15 protein-coding genes are annotated in these 17,673 nt (G+C 70.3%); 1 reads left to right on the top strand and 14 read right to left on the bottom strand.

The window, feature by feature from the left end:
• Nucleotide 1: 1 nt before the first annotated feature.
• The 5 genes from OOK38_RS22695 to OOK38_RS22675 all read right to left on the bottom strand — a co-directional run bounded on the left by OOK38_RS22695 (nt 2) and on the right by OOK38_RS22675 (nt 5,097).
• Nucleotides 2-1,588 carry a Na+/H+ antiporter gene (locus OOK38_RS22695; RefSeq protein ID WP_266757753.1) on the bottom strand — a complete coding sequence of 529 codons (1,587 nt, stop codon included), beginning with the start codon at nt 1,586-1,588 and terminating at the stop codon, nt 2-4.
• 78 nt (nt 1,589-1,666) lie between these two features.
• On the bottom strand, nt 1,667-2,137 hold the full coding sequence (locus OOK38_RS22690) for a GNAT family N-acetyltransferase (protein WP_266765638.1): 471 nt from the start codon (nt 2,135-2,137) through the stop codon (nt 1,667-1,669).
• Between the two features lie 38 nt (nt 2,138-2,175).
• Complete coding sequence (locus tag OOK38_RS22685) at nt 2,176-3,120, bottom strand: RluA family pseudouridine synthase (RefSeq protein WP_266757755.1); 945 nt, start codon at nt 3,118-3,120, stop codon at nt 2,176-2,178.
• Between the two features lie 119 nt (nt 3,121-3,239).
• On the bottom strand, nt 3,240-3,866 hold the full coding sequence (gene lspA, locus OOK38_RS22680; protein WP_266757757.1) for a signal peptidase II: 627 nt from the start codon (nt 3,864-3,866) through the stop codon (nt 3,240-3,242).
• 124 nt (nt 3,867-3,990) lie between these two features.
• Nucleotides 3,991-5,097 (bottom strand): TraR/DksA C4-type zinc finger protein, encoded by a 1,107-nt coding sequence (locus OOK38_RS22675; protein WP_266757759.1) that lies wholly within the window; start codon nt 5,095-5,097, stop codon nt 3,991-3,993.
• Nucleotides 5,098-5,679: 582 nt separating this feature from the next.
• Here OOK38_RS22675 and ileS point away from each other — a divergent pair.
• Nucleotides 5,680-8,823: an isoleucine--tRNA ligase gene (ileS, locus tag OOK38_RS22670; RefSeq protein WP_266757761.1), complete on the top strand. Its 3,144-nt coding sequence runs from the start codon at nt 5,680-5,682 to the stop codon at nt 8,821-8,823.
• A gap of 218 nt (nt 8,824-9,041) precedes the next feature.
• Here ileS and OOK38_RS22665 read toward each other — a convergent pair whose 3' ends face one another.
• The 9 genes from OOK38_RS22665 to ftsW all read right to left on the bottom strand — a co-directional run bounded on the left by OOK38_RS22665 (nt 9,042) and on the right by ftsW (nt 17,641).
• A complete protein-coding gene (locus OOK38_RS22665) occupies nt 9,042-10,274 on the bottom strand; it encodes a DivIVA domain-containing protein (RefSeq protein WP_266757763.1) in 1,233 nt (410 codons plus the stop codon).
• A gap of 55 nt (nt 10,275-10,329) precedes the next feature.
• A complete protein-coding gene (locus tag OOK38_RS22660; protein WP_266757765.1) occupies nt 10,330-10,617 on the bottom strand; it encodes a YggT family protein in 288 nt (95 codons plus the stop codon).
• A 53-nt stretch (nt 10,618-10,670) separates the two neighbouring features.
• A complete protein-coding gene (locus tag OOK38_RS22655; protein WP_266757766.1) occupies nt 10,671-11,312 on the bottom strand; it encodes a cell division protein SepF in 642 nt (213 codons plus the stop codon).
• A gap of 129 nt (nt 11,313-11,441) precedes the next feature.
• The gene (locus tag OOK38_RS22650; RefSeq protein ID WP_266757768.1) at nt 11,442-12,161 is read right to left on the bottom strand and encodes a YggS family pyridoxal phosphate-dependent enzyme; all 720 of its coding nucleotides are present in this window, start codon (nt 12,159-12,161) and stop codon (nt 11,442-11,444) included.
• Between the two features lie 6 nt (nt 12,162-12,167).
• Complete coding sequence (pgeF, locus tag OOK38_RS22645) at nt 12,168-12,905, bottom strand: peptidoglycan editing factor PgeF (protein WP_266757770.1); 738 nt, start codon at nt 12,903-12,905, stop codon at nt 12,168-12,170.
• A complete protein-coding gene (ftsZ, locus tag OOK38_RS22640) occupies nt 12,902-14,095 on the bottom strand; it encodes a cell division protein FtsZ (protein ID WP_266757772.1) in 1,194 nt (397 codons plus the stop codon). The genes pgeF and ftsZ overlap by 4 nt, the downstream gene beginning before the upstream one ends.
• A gap of 275 nt (nt 14,096-14,370) precedes the next feature.
• A complete protein-coding gene (locus OOK38_RS22635; RefSeq protein WP_266757774.1) occupies nt 14,371-15,156 on the bottom strand; it encodes a cell division protein FtsQ/DivIB in 786 nt (261 codons plus the stop codon).
• Nucleotides 15,157-15,181: 25 nt separating this feature from the next.
• Nucleotides 15,182-16,273, bottom strand: a complete 1,092-nt coding sequence (gene murG / locus OOK38_RS22630; protein WP_266757776.1) for an undecaprenyldiphospho-muramoylpentapeptide beta-N-acetylglucosaminyltransferase — start codon at nt 16,271-16,273, stop codon at nt 15,182-15,184.
• A gap of 6 nt (nt 16,274-16,279) precedes the next feature.
• Nucleotides 16,280-17,641: a putative lipid II flippase FtsW gene (gene ftsW, locus OOK38_RS22625; RefSeq protein ID WP_266757778.1), complete on the bottom strand. Its 1,362-nt coding sequence runs from the start codon at nt 17,639-17,641 to the stop codon at nt 16,280-16,282.
• Nucleotides 17,642-17,673: the final 32 nt, after the last annotated feature.

The following is a 17,673-nucleotide window of genomic DNA, read 5'->3' as shown; positions in this document are numbered from 1 at the left end:
ATCAGCGCAGGCTGCGTACGTCGAGGTGTCTCAGGACCCGGTCCACGATCTCCGGATCGGCCCCGGGCTCGCTCCGCGCGGACAGCACCTCGTGCCGTGCCGCGCTCATCATCTCGGACTGGATGCGTCGCATCCGCTTGAGCCGCCGCACCCGCTGCTCGTGCGCCTCGCGCCGCTCCTCGTCCCCCATGTCGGGGCTGATCCGCACCCCGATGTCGAAGGCCCGGCGCAGCAGCTGCTCGGAGACCTCCTCCGGCAGCTCCTCCACCTCCTCGATCTCCCGCAGCCGCCGCTTCGCGGCCTTCGCGGCCCGCACCGCGAGCTCCTTCTCGAAGGCCTTCCCGATGTCCTCGTCGGCCCGGACCCCGAGCCTTCTGACCAGCCACGGCAGGGTGAGTCCCTGGATCACCAGGGTCGCCATGATCACTCCGAAGGCGATGAACACGATCTCGTCCCGGTCGGGGAACGGCGACCCGTCGTCCATCTCCAGCGGGATCGCGAGCGCCAGGGCCACGGAGGCGACCCCGCGCATCCCCGCCCACCACATCACGACGGTCTCCCGCCACGACGTCGGGATCTCCTCGTCGTAGTCCCGCTTGGCGTGCAGCCGCTTGGTCAGCCAGGTCGCGGGCAGCAGCCACGCCAGGCGTACGAGCACGACCACGACCACGATGGTGGCGGCCCAGCCGAGCATCTCGCCCCACCGCCCCGAGGCCGTACGGAGCGCGTTGTGGAGCTCCAGCCCGATGAGCCCGAAGGCGACGCCGGTCACGAGCGTGTCCACCACGTCCCAGACGGTCGACCCGGCGAGCCGGGTCATGACGTCGTCGGCGTCGGTGGCGTACTCCGCGAGGAACAGGGCGGTGGTGAGCACGGCGAGCACCCCGGAACCGTGCAGCTCCTCGGCCAGCACGTACGAGGCGTACGGCACCAGCAAGGTCAGCCCGATCTGGAGGGTCGCGTCGCCGAGCAGGGACATCAGTCTGTTCGCCGCCCATCCGAGGGCGAATCCGATGACGACGGCGACGACGGCGGAGAGCACGAGGTCGAGCCCGGCCCGCCACGGCGAGAAGCTCCCGCTGACCGCGGCGGCGATCGCGACGTGGTACAGCACGATGGCCGTCACGTCGTTGAAGAGCCCCTCCCCCTCCAGGATCGACACCAGCCGGCGCGGCAGCCCGAGTTGTCCCGCGACGGCGGTGGCCGCGACGGGGTCGGGGGGCGCCACCAGCGCGCCGAGCGCCACCGCGGCGGCGACCGGCAGGCCGGGCACGATCGCGTGGGCGACGGCCGCCACGGCGAGCGTGGTGACGAACACGAGCGCGACGGCGAGCAGGAAGATCGGGCGCCGGTTGGCCGCGAACTGTCTCCAGGAGGTGCGCCGCACCGCCGCGTACAACAGCGGCGGCAGCAGCGCGGGCAGGATCAGATCCGGCGGGATGTCCACGTTCGGGACGAACTCCAGCACGGCCAGCACTATGCCGAGCAAGGTCATCAGGACCGGCGCGGGAAGCCCGAACCGCTCTCCCACCGGGACACTGATCACGGCCCCGAGCAACAGCACGAACAGCAGGGCCAACTGATCCACGGTCAGCGCTCCGGCGGGTCTAGACGATCACAGGCGAACCAGACCTCAAGCGTGCCACGCCCTTACGGCAATCCCCGTTCACAGAGCCTTGCGCATCGCGCGGTGCGGCATTCCGGCGTCCGGGAACTCCGGTCCGTACGCCACGTACCCGAGCCGCTCGTAGAACCCCAGCGCGTGGGTCTGCGCGTGCAGGTCCACGGCGGCCAGGCCGCGCGCGCGTGCCGCGTCCTCGATGGCTCCGACGAGCGCGGCGCCGACGCCGAGCCCGCGTGCCTCGCGCGTCACGGCGAGCCGTCCGAGCGAGCCGACGGCCGGATCCCCGCCGACCTTCGCCGCGGCCGCCTCCCCCTCGAGGAGGCGCCCGGTGCCGAGCGGCAGGCCGTCGTCGCGGACCGCCAGCACGTGCAGGGCGCCGGGGTCGTACGCGTCGTACTCGATGTCCTCCGGGACACCCTGCTCACCGACGAAGACGTCCTTGCGCACGGAGAAACAGGCCTCACGGTCGGCGGCGTCCTCGGCCACCCGCACCTCGTACGCGCCGTCCCGCACCGCTGGGGAGGCGCCCGCCGCCCCGTCCGAGCCACCGCTCACGCGTAGCTCTCCTCACGGACCTTGTCGAGTGCGGCCTGAAGGTCCTCGGGGTAGTCGCTCTCGAGCTCCACCCACCGTCCGTCCGCGGGGTGCTCGAAGCCGAGCCGCACGGCGTGCAGCCACTGGCGGGTGAGGCCGAGGCGCTTGGCGAGTGTGGGGTCCGCGCCGTAGGTCAGGTCGCCGACGCACGGGTGCCGGTGGGCCGCCATGTGGACGCGGATCTGGTGGGTGCGCCCGGTCTCCAGCTTGATGTCGAGCAGGGAGGCGGCGCGGAACGCCTCGATGAGGTCGTAGTGCGTGACGGAGGGCTTGCCCTCGGCCGTGACCGCCCACTTGTAGTCGTGGTTCGGGTGGCGTCCGATGGGCGCGTCGATGGTGCCGCTGGTCGGGTCCGGGTGGCCCTGAACGAGCGCGTGGTAGCGCTTGTCGACCGTGCGCTCCTTGAACTGGCGCTTGAGCGACGTGTACGCGCGCTCCGACTTGGCGACGGCCATCAGGCCCGAGGTGCCCACGTCGAGGCGGTGCACGATGCCCTGGCGCTCGGCGGCGCCGGAGGTCGAGATCCGGTAGCCGGCGGCCGCGAGACCGCCGATGACGGTCTGGCCGGACCAGCCCGGGCTGGGGTGCGCCGCCACGCCGACGGGCTTGATGATCACGACCACGTCGTCGTCGTCGTACACGATCTCCATGCCCTCGACGGGCTCGGCGACGATCTGCACGGGCGCGGGGGCCTGCGGCATCTCCACTTCGAGCCAGGAGCCGCCGTGCACCCGCTCGGACTTGCCCACCACCGAGCCGTCGACCGTGACCTTCCCCGCCGCGGCGAGCTCTGCGGCCTTGGTACGGGAGAAGCCCAACATGCGGGAGATGGCGGCGTCGACGCGCTCGCCCTCCAGGCCGTCGGGCACGGGCAGGGTGCGGATCTCGGGAACGGTACTCACCCGTCGAGTATGCCGGACGGCTCGGACACCGCCGGACCACAGCCCGAACGCCAGTGCCCGTGGAGGCCGCCCGGCGGCCCCCTGCGCTGCCGTGACCGCCCGGCCGGGCGGCCCGTACGTCAGTCCTTGTGGACCGTGCCGTCCGGGTCGAGGCCCCGGAAGGACAGCAGCACGATCAGGATGCCGCCGCAGACGATCGCCGAGTCGGCGAGGTTGAAGACGGCGAAGTGCTTGGGCGCGATGAAGTCCACGACCGCGCCCTCGAAGACGCCGGGCGAGCGGAAGATCCGGTCGGTCAGGTTGCCGAGCGCACCACCCAGCAGCAGGCCCAGGGCGATGGCCCACGGCACGCTGTAGAGCTTGCGGGCGAGCCGGGCGATGACGACGATCACCGCCGCGGCGATCACCGTGAAGATGATCGTGAACGCCTCGCCGAAGCCGAAGGCCGCGCCCGCGTTGCGGATCGCCTCGAACTTCAGCCAGTCCCCGATGATCTCGATCGAGTCGTGGTGCTCCAGCTTCGCCACCACGATCATCTTGCTGATGAGATCGAGGGCGTACGCCAGCACGGCCACCGTGAAGAGCACGGCGATCCTGCGCCTGCCCCTGGGCCGCTCGGACGGGGCCGCCCCGTCCGCGCCGGACCGGTCACCCGACGCCGCCGCGTTCCCGTCGGACTTCCCCGGCTCGGCTCCCGCCGCCCCTGAGATGTCCGGCGTACCGATGATGCGCTCCGCCTCTGCCACGTGAGTGAGTCCCTCGACCTAGGTTCCTGACTGAGGACGAGGGTACGGCACACCCCCCTCGGCTCCTGTGGTCAGGAGCACGCGCGCACCGCGAGGCGGTGGCGCTCCGCCCGCCGCCCGCGGTTCAGTGCCTGCGCTCCTGCTTCTGCTTGCACTCCACGCACAGGGTGGCGCGCGGGAACGCCTGCATGCGGGCCTTGCCGATGGGGTCGCCGCAGTTCTCGCAGAGCCCGTAGGTGCCCGCGTCGAGGCGGTCCAGGGCGTGCTCGGTCTGTTCCAGCGTTTCGCGCGCGTTCGAGTTGAGTGCCATCTCGTGTTCGCGTGTGATGTTCTTCGTGCCGGTGTCCGCCTGGTCGTCGCCCGCGCCGTCGCCGGAGTCCCGCATCAGGCCCGCGAGAGCCTCCTCGGACGACGAGATCTCGGTGCGCAGCCGGAGAGCCTCCGACTGGAGTTCCGCGCGGGCCGCCCCGACCTCCTCCGGGGTCCAGGGGTCCTCGCCCGGGCGCACCGCGAGCTCGCCGGGCTCCACCGCGGCGAGCCGCGCCTTGGGGACCGCGGTGGCCTTCTTCGCGGCCGTGGCCGTGCCAGGGGTCTTCTTCGCAACCACCGTCGTGGCTCCCGTCGTCTTCGCGGCCTCGGCCGCACCCTGGGCCGCGGAAGCGGCCGTCTTCTTGGCCGTACTGGTGCTCTTCCTCGCCGTGCCGGCGCTCTTCTTGGCCGCGGACTTCCTGGACACCGGCTTCGTCGCCGCTGCCGCCGCCTTCTTCGCGGTGGCCTTCTTGGCGGTGGTCTTCTTGGCCGCCGCCTTCGTGGAGGCGGATTTCGCGGACGCGGTGCCCGGGGACGCCGCTGTCGTGTCGGCCGTCTTCGAGGACGCCGCCTCAGAAGCGGCCCCCTTCGAAGCGCCGGCCTCGGCCTCCGCGGCCTTCGAGGTCTCCGCGGCCTTCGAAGAGGCCGGTTTCCTGGTGGCCGTCCCGCTCGCCGTCCCGTCGACGATCTTGTCGACGGGACCGTCGACGGCCTTGTCGACTGTTCCGGCCGGCTTGCTCGCCGTCTTCGTGGGCGGCGCCTTCCCGGCCGGATCCGTGGTCCTGGAGGTCGTCTTCACCGGCTTCGCCTCGCCCGTCGCGGGACCCCCCTGTGCGGTCTTCTTCCCACCCACGTCCTTGGCCGCCGCACCGGTGGATCTGCCGGACGCCGACTGCTGTACGGCGGTCTTCTTCGCCACCATGGCCGCGGCCCCTTCACATATTGTGATCTTGCTCGCGAATCGTGCTGGGACGATAAATCGACTTCTGACCCGCGGCAACGGGGCACGCCCACGATTCGCCCGCCTCGCGAGCCCCGCGCGGCAAGCCTGCATGCGTTGTGCCCAGCTCCCCGCCGGGTAATCCGCCGGGCCCGGCGTCCCGGGATCCGGACGCGTGCGCCTCGCCATTCGGGTCACCGCGCAGGCCACGGCCGCGCCCCGGAAAACCGGTCGGCCGCTGTCCCCGGGGCGCCGTACACTGGGCGGAGCGAGAAGCATGGATGGGGACGAGTAGCGGCGTACGCGGCCAGGAGCGACCCGGGGACGGTGGAAGCCCGGGGGCGAGCGCGACGCGAAGATCACCCCGGAGCCGCCGGCAGAACACCCCTCAGGGGCCAGTAGACCCGGCATCGCGACCCCAATGAGGGGGCTCACTGGTGCGAACGGCGCACCGGGGAGCCAAGGAGGGTGGTACCGCGGGAGCGCGCCGCACACGGCGTCCGTAGCAACACGGCTCTCGTCCCTCCGACGGAAGGCAGAAAGTCCGTTGGAGGAAGCTCGCCGATGACAGCGCCGACGTACCGCCAGGTGCCCGCCCAGGTCGACCTGCCCGCCCTCGAGCACGCCGTGCTCGACTTCTGGCGCGAGCAGAAGATCTTCGCCAAGAGCCTTGAGCAGTCCGAGGGCCGGCCGGAATGGGTGTTCTACGAAGGCCCGCCCACCGCCAATGGCATGCCGGGCGCCCACCACATCGAGGCGCGCGTCTTCAAGGACGTCTTCCCGCGCTTCCGCACCATGCGCGGCTACCACGTGGGCCGCAAGGCCGGCTGGGACTGCCACGGCCTCCCGGTGGAGCTGGCGGTCGAGAAGGAGCTCGGCTTCACCGGCAAGCAGGACATCGAGGCGTACGGCATCGCCGAGTTCAACGACCGGTGCCGCCAGTCCGTGACCCGCCACACCGACGCGTTCACCGAGCTGACGAACCGCATGGGCTACTGGGTCGACCTGGACGACGCCTACCGGACCATGGACCCCGAGTACATCGAGTCCGTCTGGTGGTCGCTCAAGGAGATCTTCAACAAGGGCCTGCTGGTCCAGGACTACCGCGTGGCGCCCTGGTGCCCGCGCGACGAGACGGGCCTCTCGGACCACGAGCTGGCCCAGGGCTACGAGACGATCGTCGACCCCTCCGTGTACGTCCGTTTCCCGCTCACCTCCGGTCCGCTGGCCGGCCGGGCCGCGCTCCTGGTGTGGACGACCACGCCGTGGACGCTGGTCTCCAACACCGCGGTCGCCGCGCACCCGGACGTCACCTATGTCGTCGTGACGAACGGCGAGGAGCAGCTCGTCGTCGCGCGGCCGCTCGTCGAGAAGGCGCTCGGCGAGGGCTGGGAGACCACGGGCGAGTCCTTCACGGGTGCCGAGATGGAGCGCTGGACGTATCAACGTCCGTTCGAGCTCGTCGAGTTCCCCGAGCCCGCCCACTTCGTGGTCAACGCCGAGTACGTGACGACCGAGGACGGCACGGGTCTGGTCCACCAGTCCCCCGCCTTCGGTGAGGACGACCTCAAGGTCTGCCGCGCCTACGGCCTCCCGGTCGTGAACCCGATCCGTCCGAACGGCACCTTCGAGGAGAGCGTCCCGCTCGTGGGCGGTGTCTTCTTCAAGAAGGCGGACGAAAAGCTCACCGAGGACCTGCAGAACCGCGGCCTGCTCCTCAAGCACGTGCCGTACGAGCACAGCTACCCGCACTGCTGGCGCTGCCACACCGCGCTGCTGTACTACGCGCAGCCGTCCTGGTACATCCGCACCACCGCCGTCAAGGACCGTCTCCTCCAGGAGAACGAGGACACCAACTGGTTCCCGGAGTCGGTCAAGCACGGCCGCTTCGGCGACTGGCTGAACAACAACATCGACTGGGCGCTCTCGCGCAGCCGTTACTGGGGCACCCCGCTCCCGCTCTGGACGTGCGAGGAGGGCCACCTCACCTGTGTCGGCTCGCGCGCGGAACTGTCCGAGCTGACCGGCACCGACCAGTCCGACCTGGACCCGCACCGCCCCTACATCGACGCGGTCACCTTCCCGTGCCCGCAGGACGGCTGCGGCCTGACGGCGACCCGCGTCCCGGAGGTCATCGACGCCTGGTACGACTCGGGCTCGATGCCGTTCGCGCAGTGGGGCTACCCGTACAAGAACAAGGAGATCTTCGAGAGCCGCTACCCGGCGCAGTTCATCTCCGAGGCCATCGACCAGACACGCGGCTGGTTCTACACGCTGATGGCCGTCGGCACCCTGGTCTTCGACAAGTCCTCGTACGAGAACGTCGTGTGCCTCGGCCACATCCTCGCCGAGGACGGCCGCAAAATGTCCAAGCACCTGGGCAACATCCTCCAGCCGATCCCGCTGATGGACCAGCACGGCGCCGACGCGGTGCGCTGGTTCATGGCTGCCGGCGGCTCCCCGTGGGCGGCCCGGCGCGTGGGCCACGGCACGATCCAGGAGGTCGTCCGCAAGACGCTCCTCACCTACTGGAACACCGTCGCCTTCCAGGCGTTGTACGCCCGCACCACCAACTGGGCGCCCAGCGCGGCCGATCCGGCCCCGGCCGACCGCCCGGTGCTGGACCGCTGGCTCCTGTCCGAACTCCACGCGCTCACCGACCAGGTGACGCAGGCTCTGGAGGCCTACGACACCCAGCGTGCCGGAAAGCTCCTGTCGGCCTTCGTCGACGACCTCTCGAACTGGTACGTCCGCCGCTCCCGCCGCCGCTTCTGGCAGGGCGACAAGGCCGCGCTGCGCACGCTGCACGAGGTCGTGGAGACGGTCACCCGGCTGATGGCCCCGCTGACCCCGTTCATCACCGAGCGGGTCTGGCAGGACCTGGTCGTCCCGGTCTCCCCGGACGCCCCCGAGTCCGTGCACCTGTCGACCTGGCCGGAGGCGGACCTCTCGGCCATCGACCCGGAGCTGTCGCGCCAGATGGTGCTGGTCCGCCGTCTCGTCGAGCTCGGCCGCGCCACGCGCGCGGAGTCGGGCGTCAAGACCCGCCAGCCGCTGTCCCGCGCGCTGATCGCGGCGACCGGCTTCGGGACCCTCGACCCCGAGCTGCACGCGCAGATCACCGAGGAGCTGAATGTGAGTTCGCTCGCCTCACTCTCCGAGGTCGGCGGCTCACTGGTCGACACGACGGCGAAGGCGAACTTCCGCGCGCTGGGCAAGCGCTTCGGCAAGGGCGTCCAGAATGTGGCGAAGGCCATCGCCGAGACCGATGCCGCCGCCCTGTCCCTCGCCCTGCGCGAGGGCACCGCGTCGGTCGAGGTCGACGGTGAGACCGTGACGCTGGCCCCGGACGAGGTCATCATCACGGAGACCCCGCGCGAGGGCTGGTCGGTGGCCTCCGACTCCGGCGCTACCGTCGCCCTCGACCTGGAGATCACCGAGGAGCTGCGCCGGGCGGGCCTCGCCCGTGACGCGATCCGGCTGATCCAGGAGGCCCGCAAGAACAGCGGCCTGGACGTCGCCGACCGCATCGCGCTCCGCTGGACCTCCACGGACCCGGCGGTCATCGCGGCACTCGGCGAGCACGCCGGTCTGATCGCCGACGAGGTCCTCGCCACGGACTTCGCCCAGGGCGAGGCCGACGGCACCTTCGGGGAGCCCTTCACGGACGAGGGCCTGTCCCTGGTGTTCCGCCTCCGCAAGGCGTAACGAGGACCGGCGCACCCGTACCGAAGGCCCGGGGCCACCAGGATTCCTGGTGGCCCCGGGCCTTCGGCGTTGCGTACCCCGTACAAGCGCTCCGCGACCGCACAGGAGGCCGCACGAGGGGCCGCGCAAGGGGCAGGGACCGCACAAAAGGGCGGGGCCCCCGGAATCCGGGGGCCCCGCCCTGAACGCTGCCGACGCCTAAGGCGTGCTCATGGCCGTCAGTTGTCGTCCTCGTCGATGAGGAACCCGCGCATCGGCGAGGGCGCCTGCTGCATCGGCGACGGGCCCTGGGGCCGCACCGGAGCCATCGGCTGGGTCATCGCGGGCGACATCTGCTGCTGCCCACCGTAGGACGGCGGGGCCTGCGTCGGGCCACCCATGCCCTGGTTGCCGCCGTAGGACGGCGCACCGGCACCCGCGGGAGCCATGGAGGGCGCGGAGGACGACGGCAGGGACGCCGTGGCCGGAGTGCGCGGCGGGGCGAGCGAGTCGTCCGCCTGCGTCTCCAGCTGGCGCAGCTGCGACTCCAGGTAAGACTTCAGACGCGTGCGGTACTCGCGCTCGAAGCCGCGCAGGTCCTCGACCTTGCGCTCCAGCGTGGCGCGGGCGGACTCCAGGGAGCCCATCGCGACGCGGTGCTTCTCCTGCGCGTCCCGCTCCAGGGCGTCGGCCTTGGCACGGGCGTCGCGCTCCAGACCCTCGGCGCGGCTGCGGGCCTCACCGACGATCTTGTTGGCCTCGGAGCGGGCCTCGGCGATCGCCTGGTCGGCGGTCTGCTGGGCCAGCGAGAGGACACGCGCGGCGCTGTCGCCACCGGGGCCCTGCTGCGGCATCTGCTGGCCGTGGCCGCCCATGGGGCCACCCATGGGTCCGCCCATCGGGCCACCCATCTGCTGCATCTGCTGCATCTGACCGGGACCCTGACCCATCGGACCCTGCCCCATGGGGCCCTGCCCCATCGGACCCTGACCCATCGGACCCTGACCCATGGGGCCCTGGCCCATCGGACCCTGCCCCATCGGACCCTGCCCCATGGGGCCCTGGCCCATCGGACCCTGACCCTGCTGGCCACCCTGGCCGCTGGGGCCGGCGGGCAGCTGCGGCGCACCGCTGGGCAGCTGGGGCGGGCCTCCCATGGGGCCGCCCATACCCTGCGGCGGACCCGATATCCCGGCGGGCACGGGGGCGCCCGGGCCTCGCATACCCTGCGGCGGGCCCTGCTGGTCCTGCTGCTCGGGCGGCTTGCGCATACCCTGCTGCTGCTGGTTCTGCGCGGCCGCGCGCGTGGCAGCGGCCAGCTTGGCGCGCAGGTCCTCGTTCTCGCGGAGCAGGCGAGTCAGTTCGGCTTCGACCTCGTCGAGGAAGGCATCGACCTCGTCCTCGTCATAGCCTTCTCGGAGGCGGACGGTCGTGAACTGTTTGTTCCGCACGTCCTCGGGGGTCAACGGCATCTCTTCACCTCAACGTAGTCGTCGGCATTCGGCAAGACCGTATCGTTCACATCGCTCACATCATGCTCTGCGTAAGCCTGATCAGGATGAAGACGATGATCATCAGTACGAAGAAGGACAGGTCAAGCGCCACGCCCCCGAGACGCAGCGGCGGAATGAACCGCCGCAGAAGCTTGAGCGGTGGATCGGTGACAGTGTAGGTGGCCTCCAGAACGACCACCATCGCCTTGCCGGGTTGCCATGAGCGGGCGAACTGGAAGACGTAGTCCATGACCAACCGGAAAATCAGCACGATGAGGAAGCACATCAGCGCGATGTAGAAGACCTGCCCGACCACGCTCATGATCCGTGCGTCCCTCTCCCCTGTTTCCCATGCGGTGTTCCCGGTCCTGCGTCTCAGCTCTGGTTGAAGAACCCGCCCTCTGCGATGCGGGCCTTGTCCTCCGCCGTGACATCGACGTTAGCAGGCGACAACAGGAACACCTTCTGCGTCACCCGCTCGATGCTGCCGTGGAGACCGAACACCAAACCGGCCGCGAAGTCGACAAGTCGCTTCGCATCCGTGTCATCCATCTCCGTCAGGTTCATGATCACCGGGGTGCCCTCACGGAAGTGTTCCCCGATGGTACGGGCCTCGTTGTAGGTCCGGGGGTGCAGCGTGGTGATCCGGTACGGCTCTCGTTCCGACACGACCTTGGGCATGATCACCGGGGCGTTCTTCTCCAGGCTTTGACGTTCTTGTGTGATGGACGCCACGGGGGCGATGCGTGCCGGACGCCCGGACTCCGCGGCGAGCGAAGCGGAATGCGGCACGGGGTCACGCGGCGCCGGGGGCTGTACCACTCGTACCGATTCGTCCCGTTGGGACTGGTGCGCCTGATGTGACTGGTGCGACGGCTCATGCCGTCGCCGGTCCCGCTCGGGCTCGGGGTCGAGCTCGGGCTCGAAGTCGTCGTCGGGGTCGAATCCCCTGCCGTCGTACCCATCGTCCTCCACGAGGCCGAGGTAGACCGCCATCTTGCGCATCGCGCCGGCCATGCTCTGAGTCCTCCGCTCTGTGGTGGATCGGCTGACGAATTGCCAAGTGCCCGCGATCCACGAGGTCGTTATGCCCGCCTTTGGCGGAAATGACCATATTTTCTGCTGTGGTCCGACTTCTTGGCGACGTTACCCGAGGCTGGGTCGGACTCCGAGTACCGCAGTACCGACGCGTACATGTGTCGCTCCGGCCGCCACGGCCTGTTCGAGGTCCGAGCTCATCCCTGCCGAGACCATGTTCGCAGCCGGATGAGTCCGGCGCACGGCAGTCGACAAATCCATCAGCCGCTCGAACGCCGCCTGTTGCCGCCCCGCGTACTCACCGGTGAGCGGAGCGACGGTCATCAGCCCGTCGAGCCGGAGCCCGGGGGCCCCCGCGACAAGGTCGGCCAACTCCTCGATTCCGCCGACCCCCACACCTCCCCGCTCACCCCGGCCGCGCTCCTGCGCGTCCAGCGCGACCTGGATGAGGCACCCCACCTCACGCTCCGCCCGCACCGCTTCCTTCGAGAGGGCCGCGACGAGCCTGGAGCGGTCGACCGACTGCACGACACCCGCGTAACCGACCACGGAACGCACCTTGTTGGTCTGCAATTGCCCGACAAAGTGCCACAACAGGGGCAGGTCCGAGCACTCCGCGGCCTTCGGTGCCGCGTCCTGGTCCCGGTTCTCGGCGACATGCCGCACACCGAGTTCCGACAGGATCCGCACATCGCTCGCGGGGTAGGTCTTGGTGACCACGATCAGGGTCACCTCTTCGCGCTTGCGCCCGGCGGCGGTGCACGCCGCCGTGATGCGCTCTTCCACTTTCGCCAGATTCGCGGCGAGTTGAGCCTTACGGTCTGTCATGCCCCATCAGTCCAGCCAGACATAGCCCGCGAGCCGCCCGGTGGTGCGGTCCCGTCGGTACGAGAAGTGGTCCCCCGATTCGAGCGTGCACACCGGCGACTGCTCCCGGTCACGCACTCCGAGCCGTTCCAACTGCGCGTGCACTCCGGCGGTCACGTCGACCGCGGGCGTCCCCCACGTGGTCTCGGCGTAGGCCGCGGGCTCGACGGCGGCGACCTCGGCGCGCATCGCGTCCGGCACCTCGTAGCACCGTCCGCAGACCGCGGGTCCGGTGCGGGCGACGATCCTGGCCGGATCGGCGCCGAGTTCCACCATGGCCCGTACGGCCGCGGGCACCACCCCGGCGACCATGCCGGGCCGTCCCGCGTGGGCGGCGGCCGCCACCCCGGCGACGGGGTCGGCGAGGAGGACGGGCGTGCAGTCGGCGGTGAGGACGGCGAGCGCGAGCCCCCGCCGTGCCGTGACGATCGCGTCGACGGACGGGATGTCCGGGGAGCCCCACGGCTCCTCGACGACCGCCACGTCCGGTCCGTGCACCTGGTTCATCCAGACGACCCGGGCCGGATCGAGCCCGAGCGACTTGGCCGCCAGTTCCCGGTTGGTGCGTACGGCGTCGGGGTCGTCGCCGACCGCTCCGCCGAGGTTGAGCTCCTCGTACGGAACGGCGCTCACCCCGCCCCACCTGTCGGTGAAGGCGAAGTGGGCGCCGCTCGCGGTGCTCGTTTCGGAGCGATGTCCTATCACTTCAGGAAGTCCGGCACGTCCAGTTCCTCGGCCGCGCTGTCCGAGTAGGAGCGGGACGGCGGGACCGGCGGGGACACCGGCAGTTCGCTGACCGGCTCCGGAGCGGGCTCCGGGGCGGTCTCCTTCGGGGTGACGCTACCGAGCGACCCGAAGGACGGGCGGCTCTCGGTCTGGCGCGCCGGAGCGGGCTCCTCGCGTCGGGCCGAGGTCGATCCGAGGACGTTGTCCCGCTTGGCCGGCGGCTGGCCGCCGTCGAAGCCGGCGGCGATGACGGTGACGCGCACCTCGTCGCCCAGGGCGTCGTCGATGACCGCGCCGAAGATGATGTTGGCCTCGGGGTGCGCGGCCTCGCTGACCAGCTGGGCGGCTTCGTTGATCTCGAACAGGCCGAGGTCGGAGCCGCCGGAGATGGAGAGCAGGACGCCGCGGGCGCCGTCGATGGAGGCCTCGAGGAGCGGCGAGGAGATCGCCATCTCGGCCGCCGCCACCGCGCGGTCGTCGCCGCGGGCCGAGCCGATGCCCATGAGGGCCGAACCGGCCTCGGACATCACGGACTTCACGTCGGCGAAGTCGAGGTTGATCAGGCCGGGCGTGGTGATGAGGTCGGTGATGCCCTGAACACCGGAGAGCAGGACCTGGTCCGCCGACTTGAAGGCGTCGAGGACCGAGACCTGGCGGTCCGAGATGGACAGCAGCCGGTCGTTCGGGATGACGATGAGGGTGTCGACCTCTTCGCGGAGTTCCGCGATGCCGTCCTCCGCCTGGTTGGCGCGGCGCCGGCCCTCGAAGGTGAACGGGCGGGTGACCACGCCGATGGTGAGGGCGCCCAGGGAGCGGGCGATGTTGGCCACGACGGGCGCGCCGCCGGTGCCGGTGCCGCCACCCTCGCCGGCCGTCACGAAGACCATGTCGGCCCCCTTGAGGACCTCCTCGATCTCCTCGCGGTGGTCCTCGGCGGCCTTGCGGCCGACTGCCGGGTTGGCTCCGGCCCCGAGGCCGCGGGTGAGTTCCCGGCCGACGTCGAGCTTGACGTCGGCGTCGCTCATCAACAGCGCCTGAGCGTCGGTGTTGATGGCGATGAACTCGACGCCCTTGAGACCGACCTCGATCATCCGGTTGATGGCATTGACACCACCGCCGCCGACACCGATGACTTTGATGACTGCGAGGTAGTTCTGCGGTGCTGCCACGTCGAAGGCCTCTCGCCTCGAGTTACGTGTCGTCGCCTCGCACGGTCGCGATCCGACGACTGATGCCGAATGGGACGGTCCGAACGCCGACCCGAACCCTAACGCTGAAGTTTAGGGTTACCAGTGTGTCTGTTCCTTGGACTCTTCCGAACAGGACACTAAGTCGACAAGTGGCGCACGTTCAACGAACACGCCGAACCTCCCGTTTTTCTTTTCACCCTATGTGATCAGGCGCAGCACTGCCCAACCAGGGTGCTGGCCTGCGCTGATGCGAGTCAACTGCCCGATGAGGCGGGGGCTGTGGGGGCACTTACGTCGAAGTGCCGGGCCTCGGGATCGGCTTTCATGAGAGCAAGGAGCGTCCTGGCCTTCGCGCGGCCCTTCTCGCCGCTGCCCCACTCGACGGTCCGGCCGCCCCTCAACTCCAGCGAGACGGCGTCGTAGGAACGGACCTTGACGGTACGGGTGTCGCGGGCGACGGAGTCCGGAATGTCCCCGGCGATCCGCACCGCCTCACGCACCAGCCGGTCGGCGGGGAAGCGGCGCAGAACGGCGGGCCGCGAAACCGTCAATTCCAGTACCGGCACACCCTTCGGGGCATCGGAAACGGTCGCGAACCGCACGCCCTTGGCGTCCACTTCGACGAACTTTGCGCCCTTTTCGACAATCAGGACCGGGGTACGTTCGGTCACTTTGAGACCGATTCCGTGCGGCCAGGATCGGACGACGTCAACCGAGTCAATTCGGGGCAATTTCCCGCGCAATCGCGCCTCGATCGCCTCCGTGTCGATGGACATCAACGGGGATCCGACCGGAACATCGGCCGCTTCCTCCACCTGCCCGGCCGTCAGCACCCGCGTCCCGGAGGTCGATACGCGCTCCACGCGCAGCCATGGCGAGCCGTAGAGGATCCACACCGCGGCGGCGCCCGCCAACACCACGGCGGTCAAAAGGATGATGAGCCTATGAGGGCGGCGGAGCCGCCCGAGAAAGGGCGGCCGGGGCGGGCCTGACTCCAGCTTCTGCCGTTCACCGCGCTCGGCGGTCGTCGGTCCGGCCACGCTCCCTGCCTTCCCTCATACGGTCCTAGCGGTGGCGCGAGGCGATCGCCTCGTACACCATCGCGACGAGCAGGTCGTCGGCGTCCCGGCGGCCGAACTCGCTGGCGGCACGCGACATCTCGTACAGCCGGTGCGGGTCGGCGAGAACGGGCAGCACGTTCTGCTGCACCCACTGCGGGGTCAGCTCCGCGTCGTCGACCAGCAGTCCGCCGCCGGCCTTGACCAGCGGCTGGGCGTTCAGCCGCTGTTCGCCGTTGCCGATGGGCAGCGGGACGTAGGCGGCGGGCAGTCCGACGGCGGAGAGTTCGGCGACGGTCATCGCGCCCGCGCGGCAGAGCATCATGTCGGCCGCGGCGTACGCGAGATCCATCCGGTCCACGTACGGTACCGGGATGTACGGGGGCATCCCCGGCATCTGATGCACCTGCGGCAGTTCGTTCTTCGGGCCGACCGCGTGCAGGATCTGGATTCCGGCCTGCTGAAGGTACGGAGCCGCCTGCTGGACCACCTCGTTGAGGCGGCGGGCGCCCTGCGAGCCGCCCGACACCAGGAGGGTCGGCAGGTTCGGGTCGAGCCCGAACGCGGCGCGCGCCTCGGGCCGTACGGCGGCCCGGTCGAGGGTGGCGATGGAGCGGCGCAGCGGGATGCCGATGTAACGGGCCCCGCGGAGCTTGCTGTCGGGTGTGGAGACGGCCACCTGGGCCGCGTACCGCGATCCGATCTTGTTGGCGAGGCCGGGGCGGGCATTGGCCTCGTGGACGATGATCGGCACGCCCAGGCGCTTGGCCGCCAGGTAGCCGGGCAGGGCCACGTAGCCGCCGAAGCCGACGACCGCGTCCGCCTTGGTGCGTTCCATGATCTGCTCGGCAGCCTTGATCGTGCCGCGCAGCCGTCCGGGGACGGTGATCAGCTCGGGGGTGGGCTTGCGCGGCAGCGGCACCGCGGGGATCAGCGCGAGTTCGTAGCCGCGCTCGGGTACGAGCCGCGTCTCGAGTCCGCGTTCTGTGCCCAGGGCCGTGATCCCCACGGTCGGGTCCTGCCTGCGCAGGGCATCCGCGAGGGCGAGCGCGGGCTCGATGTGGCCGGCGGTCCCCCCGCCGGCGAGTACGACATGCACCGAAATTCACCGCTCTCCGGACGAACGCGCCGCCGAGGCACGCCGTCGCATCGTGTTCCATCTCCGGGGCCCCCCGGCCCTTGCGGACTCTCTCACCGCACCCCGCCTTCTGCCAAAGCGGGGTTGCCGCATCGCGAGTGCCGCCCGCGCAGCGGGGTCGTCACGCGCGAAGGCGATCAGCAACCCGATGGCGAACATGGTCGGCAGCAGGGCGGAGCCCCCGTAGGAGAACAGCGGGAGCGGGACACCGGCGATCGGCAGCAGACCGAGCACCGCACCGATGTTGATCACGGCCTGCGCCGTGATCCAGGTGGTCACGCCTCCCGCGGCATACCTCACGAAGGGGTCCTCCGTGCGTCCGGCCACGCGGATACCCGCATAGCCTAGAGCCGCGAAGAGGGCGAGTACCGACAGCGTCCCCGCGAGGCCCAGTTCCTCCCCGGTGATGGCGAAGATGAAGTCGGTGTGCGCTTCGGGCAGTTGGCCCCATTTCTCCACACTGGCGCCGAGACCGGAACCGAAGAGACCGCCGGAGGCGAGGGCGTAGATGCCGTGCACGGCCTGCCAGCAGGTGTCGTGCGGCCCCGGCTCGGTCGCCCCGATGCAGGCCAGCCTGGACATGCGGTTGGGGCTCGTCTTGATGAGGGTGAAGCCGATCGCCACGGCGATGGACAGCACGCCGACGAACAGCCGGGTGGGTGCTCCGGCCAGCCACAGCAGCCCGAACAGGATCGCCGTGAGGATGATCGCCGTGCCCATGTCGCCGCCGAGCATGATCAGGCCGAGCAGCATGAAGGCGACGGGGACGAGCGGCACCAGCATGTGCTTCCACTGGGTCAGCAGCCGCTTGTCCTGCTTGCGGGCGAGCAGATCGGCGCCCCACAGCACGAGGGCGAGCTTGCCGAACTCGCTGGGCTGGATCTGGAACGAGCCGCCGAGGGAGATCCAGTTCTGGTTGCCGTTGACCGCGACTCCTATCCCGGGCACCTGGACCAGGGCCATCAGGAACACGGCACCCGCCAGTATCGGGTAGGCCAGCGCGCGGTGCAGCTTCACCGGCATCCGCGAGGCGGCCAGCATCAGCACGCCGCCGATCAGGGCCGCCAGGAACTGCTTGCGGAAGAAGTACGAACCGGGCAGGGACAGCTGGAGCGCCGTGATCTGCGAGGCCGAGTAGACCATCACGAGCCCCAGCACGGTGATCAGCAGGCTGCCGCCGAGGATCAGGTAGTACGCGGTCAGCGGCCGGTCCCAGGCCTTGCGGGCGCGGATGAAGAGGCGGCGTACGGGATTGTCGCGCGACACCCGGGCGACGGGCCGCCGGCCGGCCCGCTGCACGGGAGGTCGGCCGGTACGGCTAGTCGGCATCGGCGTCTCCGGGCCACAACGATGTCACGCGT

Source organism: Streptomyces sp. NBC_00568 (assembly GCF_026341855.1).
GTDB lineage: Bacteria > Actinomycetota > Actinomycetes > Streptomycetales > Streptomycetaceae > Streptomyces.
The sequence above is the reverse complement of the archived record's forward strand: the minus strand, read 5'-3'. Positions and strand labels throughout refer to the sequence as shown.